Annotated in this window: 19 protein-coding genes; 8 read left to right on the top strand and 11 right to left on the bottom strand. The window is 46.8% G+C overall.

Features of this window, described 5'->3' with window-relative positions:
* Positions 1–379: 379 nt before the first annotated feature.
* Both BW931_RS10240 and BW931_RS10245 read right to left on the bottom strand, forming a co-directional pair.
* Positions 380–1,723: a dipeptidase gene (locus BW931_RS10240; protein ID WP_143541876.1), complete on the bottom strand. Its 1,344-nt coding sequence runs from the start codon at positions 1,721–1,723 to the stop codon at positions 380–382.
* 55 nt (positions 1,724–1,778) lie between these two features.
* Entirely contained in the window at positions 1,779–2,951 is a 1,173-nt protein-coding gene (locus BW931_RS10245) for a TraB/GumN family protein (RefSeq protein ID WP_008589156.1), read from the bottom strand.
* Between the two features lie 172 nt (positions 2,952–3,123).
* On the opposite strand from BW931_RS10245, the gene BW931_RS10250 reads away from it, so the two are divergent.
* The 4 genes from BW931_RS10250 (at position 3,124) to BW931_RS10265 (ending at position 7,439) form a co-directional block, all read left to right on the top strand.
* A complete protein-coding gene (locus BW931_RS10250) occupies positions 3,124–4,143 on the top strand; it encodes a Delta(5) desaturase DesA (RefSeq protein WP_008589154.1) in 1,020 nt (339 codons plus the stop codon).
* 93 nt (positions 4,144–4,236) lie between these two features.
* A complete protein-coding gene (locus BW931_RS10255) occupies positions 4,237–5,364 on the top strand; it encodes a sensor histidine kinase (RefSeq protein WP_076572058.1) in 1,128 nt (375 codons plus the stop codon).
* Complete coding sequence (locus BW931_RS10260) at positions 5,361–5,957, top strand: response regulator transcription factor (protein WP_076572060.1); 597 nt, start codon at positions 5,361–5,363, stop codon at positions 5,955–5,957. The genes BW931_RS10255 and BW931_RS10260 overlap by 4 nt, the downstream gene beginning before the upstream one ends.
* Positions 5,958–6,011: 54 nt before the next feature.
* Positions 6,012–7,439 carry an NAD(P)H-binding protein gene (locus BW931_RS10265; RefSeq protein ID WP_076572062.1) on the top strand — a complete coding sequence of 476 codons (1,428 nt, stop codon included), beginning with the start codon at positions 6,012–6,014 and terminating at the stop codon, positions 7,437–7,439.
* Positions 7,440–7,479: 40 nt separating this feature from the next.
* Here the strand turns inward: BW931_RS10265 and BW931_RS10270 are convergent, their stop codons facing one another.
* Together BW931_RS10270 and BW931_RS10275 are read right to left on the bottom strand one after the other, a co-directional pair.
* A complete protein-coding gene (locus BW931_RS10270) occupies positions 7,480–7,989 on the bottom strand; it encodes a PadR family transcriptional regulator (protein WP_169819451.1) in 510 nt (169 codons plus the stop codon).
* A gap of 74 nt (positions 7,990–8,063) precedes the next feature.
* Entirely contained in the window at positions 8,064–8,798 is a 735-nt protein-coding gene (locus tag BW931_RS10275) for an SDR family NAD(P)-dependent oxidoreductase (protein WP_076572064.1), read from the bottom strand.
* 160 nt (positions 8,799–8,958) lie between these two features.
* Between BW931_RS10275 and BW931_RS10280 the strand changes: the two genes are divergently transcribed.
* Positions 8,959–10,362 (top strand): DHA2 family efflux MFS transporter permease subunit, encoded by a 1,404-nt coding sequence (locus tag BW931_RS10280; RefSeq protein ID WP_076572066.1) that lies wholly within the window; start codon positions 8,959–8,961, stop codon positions 10,360–10,362.
* Between the two features lie 102 nt (positions 10,363–10,464).
* Here the strand turns inward: BW931_RS10280 and BW931_RS10285 are convergent, their stop codons facing one another.
* Positions 10,465–11,649 carry a cation:proton antiporter gene (locus tag BW931_RS10285; RefSeq protein WP_008589143.1) on the bottom strand — a complete coding sequence of 395 codons (1,185 nt, stop codon included), beginning with the start codon at positions 11,647–11,649 and terminating at the stop codon, positions 10,465–10,467.
* A 142-nt stretch (positions 11,650–11,791) separates the two neighbouring features.
* Between BW931_RS10285 and BW931_RS10290 the strand changes: the two genes are divergently transcribed.
* Positions 11,792–13,009 carry a dicarboxylate/amino acid:cation symporter gene (locus BW931_RS10290; protein WP_008589141.1) on the top strand — a complete coding sequence of 406 codons (1,218 nt, stop codon included), beginning with the start codon at positions 11,792–11,794 and terminating at the stop codon, positions 13,007–13,009.
* 65 nt (positions 13,010–13,074) lie between these two features.
* Positions 13,075–13,314, top strand: a complete 240-nt coding sequence (locus BW931_RS10295; RefSeq protein ID WP_008589139.1) for an indolepyruvate ferredoxin oxidoreductase subunit alpha — start codon at positions 13,075–13,077, stop codon at positions 13,312–13,314.
* 47 nt (positions 13,315–13,361) lie between these two features.
* On the opposite strand, the gene BW931_RS10300 is transcribed toward BW931_RS10295, so the two are convergent.
* From BW931_RS10300 to BW931_RS10310, 3 genes are all read right to left on the bottom strand, one after another.
* On the bottom strand, positions 13,362–13,574 hold the full coding sequence (locus tag BW931_RS10300; protein WP_076572229.1) for a DUF5652 family protein: 213 nt from the start codon (positions 13,572–13,574) through the stop codon (positions 13,362–13,364).
* A 103-nt stretch (positions 13,575–13,677) separates the two neighbouring features.
* Positions 13,678–14,187: a YwhD family protein gene (locus tag BW931_RS10305; RefSeq protein ID WP_076572068.1), complete on the bottom strand. Its 510-nt coding sequence runs from the start codon at positions 14,185–14,187 to the stop codon at positions 13,678–13,680.
* A 304-nt stretch (positions 14,188–14,491) separates the two neighbouring features.
* Positions 14,492–15,376 carry a helix-turn-helix domain-containing protein gene (locus BW931_RS10310; RefSeq protein WP_076572070.1) on the bottom strand — a complete coding sequence of 295 codons (885 nt, stop codon included), beginning with the start codon at positions 15,374–15,376 and terminating at the stop codon, positions 14,492–14,494.
* A 170-nt stretch (positions 15,377–15,546) separates the two neighbouring features.
* Between BW931_RS10310 and BW931_RS13550 the strand changes: the two genes are divergently transcribed.
* Positions 15,547–15,684, top strand: a complete 138-nt coding sequence (locus BW931_RS13550) for a hypothetical protein (RefSeq protein ID WP_156330859.1) — start codon at positions 15,547–15,549, stop codon at positions 15,682–15,684.
* 150 nt (positions 15,685–15,834) lie between these two features.
* Here the strand turns inward: BW931_RS13550 and BW931_RS10315 are convergent, their stop codons facing one another.
* The 3 genes from BW931_RS10315 to BW931_RS10325 all read right to left on the bottom strand — a co-directional run bounded on the left by BW931_RS10315 (position 15,835) and on the right by BW931_RS10325 (position 18,357).
* A complete protein-coding gene (locus BW931_RS10315) occupies positions 15,835–16,437 on the bottom strand; it encodes a class I SAM-dependent methyltransferase (RefSeq protein ID WP_076572072.1) in 603 nt (200 codons plus the stop codon).
* A gap of 61 nt (positions 16,438–16,498) precedes the next feature.
* Positions 16,499–17,905, bottom strand: a complete 1,407-nt coding sequence (locus tag BW931_RS10320) for a YhgE/Pip domain-containing protein (RefSeq protein WP_076572074.1) — start codon at positions 17,903–17,905, stop codon at positions 16,499–16,501.
* Positions 17,902–18,357 (bottom strand): MarR family winged helix-turn-helix transcriptional regulator, encoded by a 456-nt coding sequence (locus BW931_RS10325; protein ID WP_076572076.1) that lies wholly within the window; start codon positions 18,355–18,357, stop codon positions 17,902–17,904. The genes BW931_RS10320 and BW931_RS10325 overlap by 4 nt, the downstream gene beginning before the upstream one ends.
* Between the last annotated feature and the right edge of the window lie 99 nt (positions 18,358–18,456).

Raw genomic sequence — 18,456 nt, forward strand, 5'->3', positions numbered from 1 at the left:
TCACCTCTCCTTTTCGTCTGTTTAACGGTCGGGGACAAAAAAAGATTCACATGAGTAAGCACACCACTCCCGATGCGCCTGCTCATGTGAATCTCCGAATCTCCACCACACGTTTTAACTTGTACATACACTATAGCGGATAGTGTAAGCGGTGTCAATAAGTTCCGGAATTTTGCACACGGGCCCTGCGCATCTGTATCAGTTTTCCTCATTCCCCGGGATTGTAAACCCTTATTACCATACTATCTATAAATTTTCTGAATTTTAAAACACTCTGCTCCCTTTTCCGATCGTGGAAAGAAAACAGAGTGCTTATTCAGCACTCTCACAGAACAAAACCCTCACGAACAGGGATGGCTGCCTGCTTCAAAAAAAACGATCAATCTTCCTGAAAAGATTTATAGTACGCTTTCACTGTCTGTATTCCCCTTTTGAAATTGGACAGATGAAAGTGTTCATCGGGTGCGTGCATATTTTCGGACTGAAGGCCGAATCCCATCAGGACGGGCTCCGCTCCGAGTTCATTTCGGAACACCTCGACGATCGGTATGGAGACTCCCTCTTTTGGATAGAGAGTTCTGTTTTTATAAAACTGTTCATAAGCCTTTCCGGCTTTTTGGATGTACTCATTACCGGCATCGACCGTCACTGCTTTCGCTTCTATCTGTTTATCAAGAGTAACCGAAGCGCCTGCAGGAGCTGTCGCTTCCACGTGCTCTCTGATTTTTTCGAACACATGAGAAGGGTCCTGTTCACCCGTCAGGCGGCAGCTTACTTTTGCCGTGGCCACTTTGGGTATTACGGTTTTCACACCCGCACCCTGATAACCGGAAGTAATTCCGTTGAATTCCAGTGTCGGACGGAGACCGATCTGCTCAAGCGGAGTGTACCCCTCTTCCCCGTACAACGAAGTGAGCCCGAGTTCTCCTTTCAAAGCTTCTTCATGGAAAGGAATGCGCGCCATCTCTTCCCGCAGTTCATCCGTTACTTCAGGCACCCCTTCATAAAACCCTTCGACATTCACTCTTCCGCTCTCATCATGGAAAGAGTCCAGCACTTTGACAAGATGATGCGCAGCGTTCGGTACCGCTCCCCCGTACGCTCCGGAATGGAGATCGGTAGCGGCAGTAGCAACTTCCATTTCAAAAGCCAAAGCGCCCCGGAGACCGGTTACAATCGCAGGAGTCTCTTCGTCTATCATCGGAGTATCGGAAATAAGCACGGCGTCACAGGCAAGCTTATCTCTATGCTCCTTAACGAAAGGGACGAGGCTGGGGCTGGCTATTTCCTCCTCGCCTTCTAAACAGAGCTTGATATTGACAGGCAGTTCCCCGTCCTCTTCCATTAATGACGCAATCGCTTTAACGTGGATGAGTACCTGGCCTTTATCATCCGTGGCTCCACGGGCAAAGAGCTTACCGTCCCTGATTTCCGGGTGGAAAGGAGCGGACGTCCACAGTTCCACGGGATCAGCCGGCTGTACGTCATAATGGCCATACACGAGGAGAACAGGTTTGTCAGGCTGATGCAGCCAATCCGCATACACTACCGGATGACCATTCGTTTCCATAATCTCCACATTTTCCATCCCGCTGTTCCTGAGGTCGGAAGCGAGCCATTCTGCCCCTTTCCTCACCTCGGCTTCATAGGCTGCGTCCGTGGAAATGGAAGGAATACTCAAAAAGTCGATTAAATCATTGATATATGTTTCTTCTTTACTCAAAACAGATCCTCCTGACATAAATCATATTTTCCCTCCATTGAACGAGGGAGACGTGCTAAAAGTTTTCCAAAAATAATCGAATGACATCCGCTCCGCCGATGAATGTCCCAAGAGAACTTCCGATATTTGTCAGTGCAATGACGAGCAGCACGCGCGTCGCTTTGTTGTTCCAGAAACCTTTGACGGAAGTCACGTCGTCGGAAAGGGATTCGAAGTCCCCCACGTTCGGCCGCTTAATGTAAGCCTGGACGAACCCTGCAAACCAGCCGGCCGCAATAAGCGGGTTCAACGAGGTAACCGGGGCCGCTACGAAAGCAGTCAGAATAGCGAGGGGATGTGCAAAGGCCGCAGCCGCTCCGACAGCTGAAACGATGCCGTTCCAGAGGACCCAGCTGAGCGTCTGCTGCATACCGGCTTCCGCATTCATCGTAAAGGTATAGGCGATGAGCGCTATAATGAAAATCGGGATGGCCCAGCCGATGATTTTCGGCCAGGGAGATTTTTTCGGACGTTCTTTCAACGCTTCCAGGTCGTGTTCCCTGTGTACTTCCTTCGTAATTCCGGGAACATGGGCAGCTCCAAGAACGGCTACCACTTTCTTTCCGGGAGCCGTACGGATCTTCTCGGCGAGATACTGATCCCTCTCGTCGATAAGCGGCTGCTTCAGTCTCGGAAAGTTATCGCTGAAGTCTTCAAGCATCGCATCCAGCATATCCTGCTCCTTCATCTTTTCCAGATCTTCCTCCGATATCGATTCTTTGGAGAAAATACCTGCAAACAGGGAAAGCATGAGTTTCGCTTTCCCTTTGAAACCAAGGTTCCCCCATATACGGGCAAACGTCAGCTGAATGTTCCGGTCGGCAAGGACGAGTTCGGCACCCGATGCTTCGGCTGATTCAATCCCCTGAATCATTTCCTGACCTGCTTTAATACCGAACTGTTCCGCCATTCGTTTCTGGAAGGACGAAATCGCCAGGTTCATCAGCAGCAGCGTCGCTTTCTTCTCCTTAATGATCTGGAAGATGTCCATATTTCTCCACTGGTTTCCCTCGACGACGGAATGATACCGCTGTTCGTCAAGCTCCACACAGACGCTGTCCGGTTCTTCCTGCTCCACTACTTCCTTCACCTGCAGAGCACTCGCCCTGGAGACGTGAGCGGTGCCGATGAGCACTATTTCTTTATCCTCAATCTGAATCCGTGTTATATAATCCTCATGTTCTTCCATAATTGAACCTACCTTTTTAACAAGCTACTTATCATTTTATACTAAATGAGTAACTCTGAATACATATAAACATCCGTGATATTTATCACGAATAAATACTGACACTTGTGCCTTATACCTGATCCTAATTTAAGTTACGATATAGAAACAACGGAACACGGGAGGCTCAACTATGGAAAAAGAAAAACAGAAACAGCTTAAAAAAGACGTTTCGGAATTCGCAAAACCCGATACTAAAGCCGGAATAATCCAGCTGCTCAATACTATGGTACCTTTTGTCACGCTTTGGATTCTGGCCTATCTTTCTCTTGAGATATCTGCCTGGCTCGCCGTACCGGTAGCTATCCTCGCCGGGGCTTTCGTCGTAAGGATTTTCATCATCTTTCACGACTGTACGCACTCTTCTTTTCTGCCAAGTCAGAAAGCCAATCGTACCATCGGCATTATCAGCGGTATTTTGACTCTTTTCCCTTTTGATAAATGGAAACGGAGCCACTCTATCCACCATGCGACAAGCGGGAACCTGGATAAGCGCGGTACCGGTGATATATGGGTGATGACGGTGGAAGAATATCTTCAGGCTTCAAAACGCGAACGTTTCATTTACCGTATGTACCGGAATCCTATCGTCATGTTCGGATTCGGTCCCATTTATCTTTTCCTTATCTCCAACCGTTTCAACCGTAAAGGTGCGAAGAAAAAGGAACGCGTGAATACCTACGTAACTAATATATCTGCCGTACTCATTTACGGAACGATCATTGCAACACTCGGATGGGAAGCTTTCCTTCTCGTGCAGCTGCCGATCCTTTACGTGTCCGGCATGCTCGGAATATGGCTTTTTTACGTTCAGCATCAGTTCGAAGATTCTTACTTCGAGGACGAATCGGAGTGGGATTTCGTTAAAGCGGCTGTCGACGGAAGTTCCTACTACCGTCTCCCGAAAGTCTTCCAGTGGATTTCCGGAAATATCGGCTTCCACCACGTGCACCATCTGAGTCCAAGAGTACCCAACTATAAACTTGAGGAAGCTCACGAATCTACGCCTCCTCTCCAGTACGCGACGACTATTACGTTGCTTACCAGTCTGGAATCGGTCCGGTTCCGGCTTTATGATACCGCCAACAAAACTTTCGTTTCTTTCAAGGAAGTGAAGCCCCTGTTAAAAAGCAATGCAGGGACTTCCGGTTAAAAACCGTTATTCATCATAAAAGTGAGACCGCCCCGTGTTTGCCGGGACGGTCTCTTTCGTGTGTGATATGCTAAAAGAAAAGGAGTAACTTCTATGCAGCAATGGTACCATATACTTCCAAAACATACGGGGCTCGGCGCATATATATGGATCGTTTTCTGCGTCCTTCCCTTTTTCTTCATATTCAGATCATCTTCCGTGCTGGAAATTGTGTTCGGTATTCTGATGACTTTCATTTTCTTCCTCTGTTATCGGTGGTCCTTTTCGTCAAATAGTCGTATGATTTACCTCTTCGTCAGTATAGAAATAGCTATAAGCCTCCTTATGACTTTCCTTTTCGGATACGTCTATTTCGCCTTGTTTCTTGCCTACTTTATCGGAAGCATCCGTCACCGCGGAGGGTTTATAGCTCTGTATACGGTCCATTTGACGACTACCTTTATAGCGACGGTGATGACTTTCATTATGCAGATGGATTCTCTGTTTCCCTACCTTCCCTTCGTAACGATTGCTCTTATAGGGGTAGTGCTTCTCCCTTTTACCGTCCGGTACCGGAGAAATCAGGAAATTCTCGAAGACGCCCTTGAAGATGCTAATGAACGTATTTCCCAGCTTGTAGTGACAGAAGAAAGAGAAAGAATAGCAAGAGACCTTCATGATACACTTGGTCAGAAACTGTCTATGATCGGTCTGAAAAGCGAACTGGCCGGAAAGCTCATAGAACAGAAACCGGCCCAGGCTAAAGATGAAATGAGGGACATACACGACACCGCCCGCACAGCATTGAAAGAAGTAAGGGAAATGGTTTCTGACATGAGAGCAGCATCTCTTGAAGATGAATGGATACGTGCCCGGCAAATGATAGAGACAGCCGGAATGACTTTCGAAGAGTCCGGAGCTCCGGGTTCGGTACACCTGCCTCCCCTGATTGAGCACGTACTCAGCATGTGCCTGAAAGAAGCGGTGACGAATGTAACAAGACACAGCAACGCTTCCGTATGTCAAATCGCTATCGACCAGGGAGAAGAAGATACTCTGCTTACCGTTACGGATGACGGAGACGGCTTCAGCAAAGACGATTACGGGGAGGGAAGTGGACTGAAAGGGATGAAAGAACGGCTGGAATTTGTCAACGGAACGCTTAAGATTGAACAGAACGCAAAAACTGCCCTGAACTTTTATGTACCGACTATCATTAAACAAAAGGAGGAACTTTCATGATTCGTATGGTAATCGCCGAGGATCAGCAGATGCTGCTCGGGGCGCTCGCCACGCTTCTTGATCTCGAAGAAGGGATAGAAGTCGTCGGCAAGGCGGGAGACGGGGAAGAACTGCTTCGCCTTGCGCGGGAGCTGAAACCGGATATATGTATGCTCGATATCGAAATGCCGAAAAAGGACGGACTGGACGCTGCCGGAGAATTGAAGGACTTTCCGTGCAGGGTTATTATCCTTACTACGTATGCACGCTCCGGATACTTTCAAAGAGCCAAAAATGCAGGGGTACACGGCTATTTGCTGAAAGACAGTCCAAGTGACGATCTTGCCGCTTCCATCCGCAAAATCCATGAAGGAGCTAAAATTTACGACCCGGAACTGGTCGATCTCGCCTTCACGGATCCGAGCCCCCTCACCGAAAGGGAAAAACAGGTGGTCGCACTTATGTCCGAAGGCAAGAATACGAAAGCTATCGCCGAGTCGCTGTTTATAGCTCCGGCAACCGTAAGGAACTATGTGTCCATCATTCTGGACAAACTGGGCGTAACTAACCGTATCGAAGCTATACAGTACTGCCAGGAGAAAGGATGGATATAAGTCAGTTTCAGTTCCCCCGGAAAGGGAAAGGTAGAGAAAAAGGAGTGAGAAACGATGAGTAAAAGCCCAGTCGTCGCCCTGACCGGGGCCAGTGGATACATCGGCCAGAATCTGCTGAAAAAAATCGAGGACAAGGCTGACATAATAGCTCTTTCCCGTAATGGGGATAATTACGAGGACAGTGAACATATCCAGTGGAGGTCCTGTGATCTGTATTCAATGAATGATGCCGAGAAAGCTCTGGAGGGGGCGGATGTAGCCGTTTATCTCGTACACTCCATGATGCCATCGGCAAAGCTTAACCAGGGGTCTTTTGAAGACATGGACGTCATTTTAGCCGATAACTTCGCTCAGGCTGCCAAAAAGAACAATGTAAAAAGAATCGTCTATCTGACCGGTATTGTGCCGGGAGACGGGGAGCCTCTTTCCAGACACTTGCGCAGCCGTCTGGAAGTCGAAAATATACTTCGTGCCTACGGTACTCCCGTCACTGCAATCAGAGCCGGGCTGATTGTAGGTCCGAAAGGCTCTTCTTTTCCGATTCTCGCAAAGCTTGTGAAGCGCCTTCCGATCATGGTGCTGCCAAAATGGACGCGTATGGATACCCAGCCTATTGCACTGCCGGATGTTCTTAACGCCCTCGATGAAGGATTGGAGAACGAAGAGATTTCCAACCGGTCCATCGATGTCGGCGGTCCGGAGGTAATGACTTACTGGGATATGATGTTGAAAACTGCAGCCATAATGGGACGAAAGCCGAAGGCCATACCGGTACCGTTCATCACCGTGAAACTGTCCAGACTGTGGGTAAGTATGGTGACCGGGGCATCGAAAGAAATCGTCTATCCGCTTATCGAAAGCCTTAAACATCCGATGGTCGTACAGAAAGAGAACTATGTGGAGGGTATCAGCGACGGCGAAATCACTTTTGAAGAATCCGCAAAACACGCTCTGGAAAGCGAACGTCAGGAAGGAATACGGCTGAAACTCCCCCAACTCCCATCTTTCAAGCAGGATGTCCGTTCCGTACAGAGAATCATTCTGCCGGCAGGAGAAACGGCGGACAGTACCGCCCTTTACTACGTGGAATGGCTGGAATCGTTATTGAACCCCTGGATCCGCACCACCGTGGACGAAGAACATTGCTGTAAAGTAGGTACCTCATTCAGTTCAAAATCGCTGCTGGAACTTTCCTACTCCAGAGAACGAAGCACGGCGGATCGTGCCCTTTACTATATTACCGGGGGGCTGCTTACAGATTCCGAAAAGAATTCCCGCGGAAGACTCGAATTCAGGAAGATTCCCGAAAAAAATGAGCTTATAGTCGCTATTCATGAATATATGCCTTCGCTTCCGTGGTTCGCCTATAAGTACACCCAGGCGTTCTCACATCTTATCATTATGCGGCTATTCAGCAATCACATGAAAAAGAAAAGCAACGAAACAGTATATAGCGAAAGTACCGACCCTGCTAAGGGATAAAGAAAAACGTGAAAGGTCTACAGTTGACCTTTCACGTTTATTACTGTGACTCTTTTTCCAGCCATACAGCCACTTCCTTCAGCCACTTTCTGTCTACCTGCATCCTGTCCTGAAAATGTTTATAAATATAGTACCCCGCCCCGCTCCCCTCACGGGCGTTTTTCTTCTCCGTTTCAATCGTTCCTATCCACTTTCTCACAGCTTCCGCCACTGCCCTTTGATTTGAATATCGGACGAATAATAGAGCCGGGTATACGGTACTTATCTCCATTTTCTGATTGAGGAACACCTGCAGTATCCGGTCGGAGAGTTCTTCTTTTCCCTTTTCCGTAATTTCATATACAGTGCGGCTCGGACGTTTTTCTATCTGTTCCTGCTTTATAGCCTTTATGTTTCCTTTTTCCTCCGCCCTTTTTATATTGTGGTAAAGATTACCTTCGGTTATCGGGAACAATTGATTCCAGTGCTGCTGTTTCATCATCCTCTTCATTTCGTAAGGGTGCATGGGGGATTCCCTCAACAGTCCCAGTATCAGTATATGCATCGACATTTTAGGACATACCTCTTTTCTTCGTTTATTCTTATCAAAAAATAAGCTGCCCTGTTTAAGGGCAGCCTGCACCATTACTGTGCTGAAAATCCTCCATCAATGACGAGTTCGGCACCTGTTATATAATCAGCATCATCAGAAGCCAAAAACAGGACAGCCTTCGCTATGTCTTCTGATTTTCCAAGTCGTCCGAGCGGAGTAGCCTTTTCAAGCTGCTCAAGCATACCGCCGGATTCTTTCAGGTTTTTCGTCATAGGCGTTTCTATCACACCCGGGAATACTGCATTTACGCGGACACCCTGTTTTCCATACGTAGTACTGGCAGATTTGGAAACAGCCCGCACGGCTCCTTTAGAAGCGGAATAGCTGTTAAATCCTAGACCGATTTGTGCTGTGAAGCTTGATATATTCACAATCGATCCTTTTCCGTTCTCCGCCATGTAAGGAGCCACATGCTTGATCCCTGCGAACGGACCGTAGCTGTTGATACGCATCATCAGTTCCCAATCCTCGACCGTTGTATCATCTGCGGACTTCTCTGTAGTGATACCAGCGTTGTTTACGAGGATATCTATTTTTCCATGCTGGTCTTTGATTTTCTGAACAGCATTCTTCCAGTCCTCATCGGAAGATATATCTAGCTTGACTCCTTCGACGTTCGTTTCCTGACCGACAGCTTTCAGTCCTTCCTCATTCACGTCGGCAGCAATGACGAAAGCCCCTTCGTTTTTAAACAAATCCACCATTTCTTTACCCATACCGGATGCTCCCCCGGTAATAATCGCAACTTTACCATCTAATTTACCCATGTTCATTCCTCCTTTATCTATTCTCAATTATAACTCATTTATATACTTTGCGCAGACTATTTGGATTTTCCATGCATATCAATTAACTTCCAGACTCCTGTCTGCTATAATTGTTAACTTATTCGACTCATTATTAAATAGGAAGAAAGAAGGAATTGATATGGCTGACGGTCAAGGACGCCCCGATATAAATAAAGTTCCGCTGATGATTGTTCTGATTTCGGGAGCATTCGTAGCGATTCTCAATCAGACACTTTTATCTACTGCTATTCCCCCGATCATGAACGACCTCGGAGTAAGTGCGAATACTGCCCAATGGTTACAGTCGGTCTTCATGCTTGTTAACGGAATCATGATTCCTATCACAGCTTTTCTCATTGAACGTTTCACCACCCGTGGTCTGTTTCTTACAGCTGTCGGCACTTTCGCACTCGGAACTCTCGTATGCGCGATAGCCCCGACCTTTTCGTTTTTAATGGCCGGTCGTGTTCTCCAGGCCGGCGGCGCAGGTATCATTATGCCGCTGATGCAGACAATTCTTTTCCTCGTTTTTCCGATTGAAAAACGTGGCACCGCGATGGGTCTGTTCGGTCTGGTCATAGCCTTCGCCCCGGCTATAGGACCTACGCTCTCCGGCTACCTTGTAGGTCAATTCCCTTGGAGAAGTGTATTTTATGTCGTACTCCCTATCGCAATTATCGATATAATTGTGGCTTACTTTATTCTGAAGAACGTCACAACGAGGACATTCCCAAAAATCGATGCTCTTTCCATTTCCCTCTCCACGCTCGGGTTCGGAGGGCTTCTGTACGGTTTCAGTACAGCAGGTAATGTCGGCGGGTGGCTCGTCCCGCAGGTATATATTCCAATCATTGTCGGTGCCATCACCCTTACATTGTTCATTCAACGTCAGATGAAACTCGAACAGCCGATTTTGGAGTTCAGGATTTTCAAATATGGGGTCTTCACTCTTACAACCGCTCTCGGCATGGTAGTATTCATGTCCATGATAGGCGGGGCCGTCATTTTGCCTATTCTTATGCAGAATATGCTTGGATTCTCCCCGCTCGAGTCCGGGCTAATGCTGCTTCCCGGCGCGGTTCTGATGGGGATAATGAACCCGGTGACCGGACGCCTTTTCGACAAGTTCGGGGCCAGATGGCTTGCGATCATCGGGCTCGGGATTTTAACCGTCACGAATTTTCTTTTCACTTCGCTTACAACTGAAACGACATTCGCCTATTTGGCAATCGTCAACTCAGCCCGTATGTTCGGTATTGCTATGGTAATGATGCCCGTAACGACTGCCGGCCTTAACCAGCTCCCTGATAGACTTATGCCTCACGGGACAGCTATGAATAATACAATGAGGCAGATTTCCGGAGCTGTCGGTACGGGGCTGCTGGTGTCCGTCATGTCCAGTGGTGCCATCCCCGGAGAAGGTGCTTCCGGTATGGTTGCCGGTGTCAATAGTTCATTCATTGTAGCAGGAGCGCTTTCCCTTTTCGGTTTCGTACTCGCTTTCTTCATCAAGAGCAGGAAAAGAACTGCAGCTGCAGCCTGAGTAATTTGAAAAGAATGAATAGCAAAAGGCCCCCTGGAAGCCGGAGAAATATCGGTGTCCAGGGGGCTGTTTATGCCGGAGTAAACGAAAAAGAGCTCCCGGTCAGTTTTCGAGTTTACGGGATAACGGATATACCCCGAGGCTCTGAATAATCAGTGAGAGTACTACCACGGAGAAGCTGATGGATAACAGCGCTTCGCTTCCTTCCGGACTTTTCGCGTGGAGGCTCAGAATCAAAAATACGGACATCGTCCCCCTTATTCCCGCCCAGGAAACGAGAAAAGCCTGCTTTTGTTTATCAAGTGTACGGTTGTTATGAAATATAGCCAGCACTGCCGTTACTATTAAGTAACGGATAACGATAGATGCGACAAAAATGATAATAGCCATAATCCAGTTTGCGGAAGCGAGATAAGGTGTCGCCGTAATTCCGATAAGCAGAAAAACGAGAGCAAGCAAAGACGGTTCAACGACATTCCAGAAACCGGACAGTGCTTCTCTGTAATGTCCTTCCCGGTTCATATGCTCGAATTCATAACTCAGCATAATCCCTGCAGCCACTGTACCGAGCACTCCAGAGAATCCAACGTGTTCAGCTGTCTGGAATGCGCCGTAAGCGATAATGATACTGAGCATCACCTGATAATCGTGATGGTGGGTTATATGTACGGCTTTCGAACAGAGCCATCCGAACGCTACCCCCACGATCACTCCACCGAGCGACACGTACAGAAATTCCCCGAGGAACCCGGTGAGCTGAAAGGAATTCTCACCCAGATACATGCCGCTCAAAACAGTAAACAGTACTATACTCGTTCCGTCGTTGATCATCGACTCTCCGTCTACTACTTCGGCTATCTGTTCGTCTGCTGCTTCTTCAAGCACAGAGACAGCGGAGACCGGATCTGTCGGGGTCAGAATAGAAGCTATAACCATGGCCCCGAGAAAAGAGATACTTCCGAACCATCCTCCGACCATATACGTTAAGAGACCGAGCAGAAGCGCCGTGGCCATCAGGCCCAGGGTACTCAGCGTAGCCAGAACAGCACCGTGCCTTTTAATAGCTTTAGCCGAATATTTATAGGCAGAGACGAACAGAATACCCGGCAGGAAAATTTCATAAATTATCTTCTCCGTAACTTCCACCGTGGAAAAATACGGAATAAATGATAACCCGATACCGATTATGAGAAGCACCACCGGAATCGGCACACTCTTTTTCTTCTTATCGATAGTAAAAACGATATATCCTATAAACAAAAGAAGCACTACTTGAGTAACACTCATCCTTTCTCCCCCTTTCCTCTACAATATTGAATACCTCTTTTTCCCTTTTAAAAAACAAAATCGTCTGTTTTGACATCAAAACTTTTTTCCGCTATTGTAATGCAGAGTAAACAAATCAGAATTAAGTTGAAGGAGGAACAGCGTGAAAAAACTCTGGAATTCATATATACATGCTTCACTCATTAAAAAAATTACGGTAGCTCTGGTTATCGGTATCATCCTGGGACTTCTTCTCGGTGATAAAGCAAGTGCCCTCGCCCCCTTCGGTGACCTTATGCTTCGTCTGTTACAATTTATTATCATTCCGCTTATTCTTTTTACACTGATCGTAGGGGTGAATCAGACGAATATCGGGAATCTCGGCCGGATGGGCGGCAAAGTGTTTCTGTACTATCTCGGCACTTCGGCTCTTGCCATCATCATCGGGACATCCGTCGCCAGCCTCTTCGACCCAGGTACAGGCCTTTCTTTAAGCGGCGACGAATCCTTTGAAGTTCCCGAAGACCCGGGAGTCACACAGGTGCTCCTGAGTATCGTTCCGGATAATATAGTAAAAGCATTCGTCGAAATGAATCTGCTCGGCATCATTTTTACTGCTTTCGCTTTCGGGATTGCTATATCTTATATGCGCAGTACAGAAAAATTCGGTGAAAAAGCCGATAGGCTGTACGATCTTATAGATACGCTGAACGAACTGACCTTGACCGTTATGAAAGGGATCCTCCAGTACATCCCGATTGGTATCGCAGCTATAATTGCAGGAATCGTAGGAGATCAGGGCGCCGACACCCTTCAGGAACTCGGAGGCTTCATCGGTGTCCTTTATATAGCCCTGCTCGTACAGCTCATAATTTACGCAGGTATTCTTCTGCTTACAAAAACGAAGCTGAGCCGTTTCTTCGGAGAAGCGAGAACCCCCATGGTCACCGCTTTCGTCACCCAGAGTTCTTCCGGAACGCTGCCGGTCACTCTTCATGCTGCGAGCCAGCTGAAACTGAACAAAAGCCTTTACGGCTTCAGCCTTCCGCTCGGTGCTACCATTAATATGGACGGAGCGGCTATAAGGATAGCAGTTTCGGCGGTATTTGCAGCAAATGTCATCGGTGACCCGCTGAGCTTTGTCAGCGTACTTCAAGTGGTAATCGTCGGCACGCTCGCTTCCGTGGGGACTGCCGGAGTCCCCGGTGCGGGTATTATTATGATTGCTACCGTCTTCTCCCAGGTAGGACTTCCGATGGAAGCAGTAGCTCTTCTTACTGCAGTCGACGTCTTTGTAGGTATGGGAGCCACCGCCCTTAACGTAACGGGAGACCTTGTCGGCACAAACGTCATCAGCAAAACAGAGAAACAGGCCTCCTGAGTGTGTTAAAATGAATGCGGGAAAACTTAATCCCCTTTTTAACATAGACATAAAGGAGGGTTTACATGGCTTTTGTCATCACTGCCCCGTGTGAACAGGAGAAATCCGGAGAATGCGTAGACGTATGCCCGGTGGATTGTATAGAAGAAGGTAAAGACATGTTTTATATCGACCCGGAAATCTGTATCGACTGCGGCGCCTGCGAAGCAGTCTGTCCGGTAGAGGCTATTTATTACGAAGAAGACCTTATCGATGAAGACATGCCATATGTAGAAAAAGCTAAAGAATTCTTTAATCGGAAATAGAAAAGCGGACCGCAAATCAAAACCTTGTTTGCGGTCCGCTTTTTGTATTATTCATTCAGCTTTCTGTCTTTCCTGAAAAATATGAGATATATTATTTCCACGAGACCGACAGTGTTTACAATCAGCAGGCTGAGAAACCAGGGCAGCTGTCTGTTACGGGCTGCATGCCAGAGTGCTATCCCCTTCCAGATAATAGACCATATGATTACAAACAGCAGCAGCGGGCTTTTAAAATTGAAACTGCCATTTTCCTTTTCCATTCTTCCTCCTCCTTTTTCCACGCACTTCAAACCTTTGGAAGATTGTTTATGAAAAGCAGTTCCATCGAAATAAATCAGGACGGAACTGCTCTTCTCACTGATGTTATTGTAACCCATCGATCACTTCGTCACGGGAATTCTTCCAAAGTTCCCCGTGCTCTTCTTTCAGGTAGTCGACAAGGATCCGCTTCGACTTTTCATCCATGTGTTCGACCAGAACTTTCCCTTTCAGCGACTTATCCAGGTTATTGACGTGCTCCGGCATCGACTTATACCCGGGCTTGATCCGTCTTTCCTCCGTCGATACCTGCACTTCGCAGGCACCGATGCCGTAAATATAAGGGCCTTCCTGCGCTACCTGGGTCGCTACCCAGACGATCCAGTACAGATTCGGTTCCACAAGCGGTTCCTTATCCGGTTTAAAACGGACCTTTTTCTCTATTTTACTCCGGGCATGCAGGGCATCCATATCAATGTACGCTTCTTCTTTCTGAGGGTCGACAATAACCGGAGAAATGTTATCGAGGTTGATTGTTCCCACCCCGTAACTGCCATCTCCACCTGTAGAATCACCGCTCAGTATATTAAACTGGTTTTTTTTCTCATCAGCCATAATATAACCTCCCTCATCTCGCTATGTTTCTTCCATTATATCGCAGACAGAGAGGGAACAAAAGGGAAGCTGTCTTCTGGAAAAGAAAAACAGGCGGACCCTTCGGGGAAAGGGCCGCCTGTTTTTTTATTAGTTAAAAGGAGAGGGGGGGATGATGGTCTGTCTTTATGAGTATGATTATATCTCCTCTTCCGCTTTCCTGCAAAAGCTCCTGCAACGCTTATACAACTGTATGCCCGGAGTACACTCCCCGCACCCCTTTTTTTATACGTAAGCACATAAAATTATGAATATATGCATAATTTTATTTTATTATTCCCGTCGCCCGGTAATTCTCTATCTCACTTTCGATGAATTTAAGCAGGTTTTTCTTCTGCTGGAGTTCTATAATCGTTCTCGTTTTTTCCCAGTAACGCAAGCCTTCTTCTTCGTTCCCGAGCAACAAAAGATTACGGCCGAGCTGATAGTGGAATTCTGCAAACAGAAACATATCCTCCTCGGATAAGCAGAGAGCCAGTCCTTTCTCGCAATAATCTGCCGAAAGTTTGTATTCCCCGAGATCCGAGTGAACTTTGGAGAGGTTGTAATATACTTTCCTTACAATCCTCTCTTTTTTCAGTGAAGCCATCCGCTTAAGGATACGCAGGGCTTTCTCCAGGTAATAGACGGCTTCCTTAAGCTCCCCTTCATTTCTTTTTATGATACCGATACTATTCAGGACGTTCATATCAAGTTCAGTAATCAATAAATCGAGGTCTCCATTCGACAGACAATCCATGAAGAGAGACACTGCCCCTGCAGCGTCTTTGTGAAGATGATAAACAGTCATCGCTTTATGCCATTTCAGGTATTTGTGGCGGTGCCCTTTCTGGAGGAGCGGGTTTTTCGATTCCTGGTCCACGATCTCCTCAATAAGACTGTAGTCGCGGTCACGTCTCGCTTCCTCCAGCAATTCTTTTACTTCCTGAAAATAATCTTCCCTTTCCGTCGAATGCTCATCAAAAAAATAATTGATATCTACGTCGAACTTCTTCGAAATAGCCCATAACATCTGGTAGGAAGGCTCATTCAACCCCCGTTCTATCCTGCTTATTTCCGATTGGGAACAGATTTTATTAGCCAGAAAAGCCTGGGACATTCCGGTCTGTTTTCTCAATTCACGTATTTTTTCTCCAGTATTTTCATACATAACATCACCCCTCCTCCCTTATGCAAAAATGCATAATTTCATTAAAAAAATAAGATTGTTCTTCTACGTACATTCATCCGCCGTCGTATACATCTGTTTCCCTTTCTGAAAGAGTTTCATATTATTTACTATACCGTATTATAATTAATTTCAAAAGAGGTGGTGACTACGTGTCCAGGAAGCTTTCAGTCTTCGTCGTGACGATGCTGCTGGTTTTAGGTTCTGCAACTGCAGTGACTGCTAAAGAGACTACGTATGAAATATCAGCCAAACCTGTAATACAAGCTGATTTCCCCGATCAGCATTAACATCGATTCACCAGTAGATTTCAGCCGCTGGCTTCTCCCCGGAAGCCGGCGGTTTTTTTGCCTTCTTTCGGATATAACACTCAAAAGAACCGATTATTTCCCGGGTAATACCAGGGAACTTATTTTCACAAACAAAAAACCGCCTGAAAATCAGACGGATTCTTTTACTGCAATCAATTGTATAACATGACCAAGACCCGTATGCCTTGCACCTTCTACGCGATTCGCTTCCCCATAATAAAAATGAAGGATTTTATCGTCGCGGAACCATTCGAGCATATCTTCAGGCCGGTACATCGCTTCTCTCGTCGGCGGCCCTCCGGTTTTGTAGTTTATTTGTTCTTCCGAGTATACTTCAATGAGGATAGCGCCACCGGTTTTTACCGAGCCACGGACGTTTGCCATCAGGAAAGGCTGATCTTCTTTCGGCACGTGGCCGAATACCATAACCGCCCCATCATAAACATTTTCTCCAACCCGGTCCTTCGTAAGGTCTTTATGAAGCCCTTCCACGTAGACTTCCCGCTCGTCAGCGAGGCGCTTCATCTTCTCCATACCGACTTCGGAATTATCGTAAGCCGTTACCGGATGTCCCTCTTCGGCTAAGAACACGGCATTCCTGCCTTCTCCCTCTGCAAAACAGCCGATGTGACCGCCTTCTTCGATATAATCATAGTGGTTTTTAATGAATTCATTCACCTCTGTACCGTAAATAAACTCACTTTCATTAAAACGTTGATCCCAATCTGTCATTTTTCATCCCTCCTGGTCCACCGTACCACTTCTCAAAACGGGAAAACGAACAATTTGATCGTCAGACTGCATTTTCCATTTTCTCATGAAGATCCGGACGTTTATGAAACAGTTGAAAAACAGCTGCCCAGAGGATAGTCAGTACGAGGGAGAGGATGCCCAGTATGAGAAGTATTTCTCCTGGAGCAACGCTTTCCGTAAAATCGAACATCGCTTCCCTCATCCCTTTAATACTGTACGTCATTGGTGAAAATTCATGCAGTTTCTGGAATAAAGCTGGCGAAACTTTAATCGGGAAAGTGCCCGCGCTCGTACCGATCTGAAATACGAGGAATAACACCGCAAGGAACCGGCCTATATTTCCGAGGGAAGAAACGAGAAGAGTAATTCCCATCATGAACGTAAGAGAAGTGAGAACTGTCATATTATAAAACAGAAGTCTATCCCCTATTTCTACATGCATAAAGAAGTCAAGGACCAGCGCGGCGATCAGCGCCTGCATGATAGCCTGCATCATTACTACACTCAGTTTCCCGGTCCACCCTCTCATACCTTCACGAAGTGTATCATTCATGCTGTAAAATACGTGAAAGGCGATAGCACCGATGAAAAGACTGATACTCAAAATATAAGGAGTAAAACCTGAACCGTAGTTATCCACTTCCGTCATCGATTCTTCATTAATAGAGATCGGGTTTAAAAACTGGGAAGTGTTCCCCTCTTCCAGATTCAGCGTGCCTGCTTCCTCGAGTGCCGAACTTTGAGCTTCTTTCAATTGGCCTATTCCTTTTTCCAGTTCAGCGATGGCTTTATTCAGCTCTCCCGCCTGCGCACCGGCAGCCGGTGCCTGAGCCTGAAGATTATCAGCGAGTCCGGCACTTGCTTCTTTCAGCTGAGCCAGCTTCTCCTCCATCGCTCCGAGTTTCTCCTCATTTTGGGAGTACCCCTCTTTCATATCATTGATAGCCGTCGTCCAGGCCTCCGTGTAGGAAGACTGCAGCTGACCGGATACTTCTTCTGTCACTTTTTCACTGCCGCGCCCGGCGATGATTTCACCGGTCATGCTGTAGCCCGGATTCGTTTCGTACGTAATTTCCGGTTTCTCGGGTTTCTCATCGAAAACTGTGACCGCCTTCTGTGAAAAGGATTCGGGTATCGTTACCACGAGAAAATAGTCTCCGTTCTTCAATCCCTCGGCCGCTTCTTTTTGCGATGGAAAATGCCAGTCGAACTTCTCGTTGTCACGTAAGTTTTCAACTGTATCCGCACCTACTGCTACTTCTTCCCCTTCAAAATCGGCCGCCTCGTCCTCATTCACTACAGCAACCGGCAGTTGTTCCGTATTACCGTAAGGGTCCCACATAGAACCTACGAATACGGAAGTATAAATGATGGGTATACACTGGATAATGAAAAGTACCACCAGTATCTTTGGACTCGCTAAAATTTTCTTCCATTCTTTCTTCATTTTTCATCCTCTTCTTTCTTAAAACGTTTACTGATACGGAATAGTTTCCCGTAAAGGTCTTCCAATTCTTCCTCGGTAAATTCACCCGCAAAGAGGGTTCTCCACCGGGTTACGTTAATAGCTTCAATCCGTTCTACAACTTCGTGACCCTTTTCTGTCACTGCCACGTATTTACTCTTATGATTCGGTCCCTTTCTGTACTCGAGATATCCCCCTTCCACCAGCTTTTTCACTTTATTGGATACTCCGGTTTTATGCACACCGAGAATTTCAGCTATTTCTTTCATCGTCGTTTCCGGGTAGCTGTCGATCACTTTGATAAGCTGCGTCTGTTCCCTCGAGAAATGTTTCAATTCTTCGTCTTCTTTCAGGGAGTGGGTCACCTGCTCCGAACCGTGCAAATAAATATCATAGATAGATTCGTATACCTGTCTGATAAGTTCTTCTCTCATACTTTCACCTCAATAGTATATGGGATAAACTAATAGTCAGTTTACCCCTTAAACTATGATAAGTCAAGAAAGAAAAGCGGAAACTTCCGGGTAGAAGCG

It is taken from the genome of Salimicrobium salexigens (assembly GCF_900156705.1).
GTDB classification, from domain to species: Bacteria; Bacillota; Bacilli; order Bacillales; family Halobacillaceae; genus Salimicrobium; species Salimicrobium album.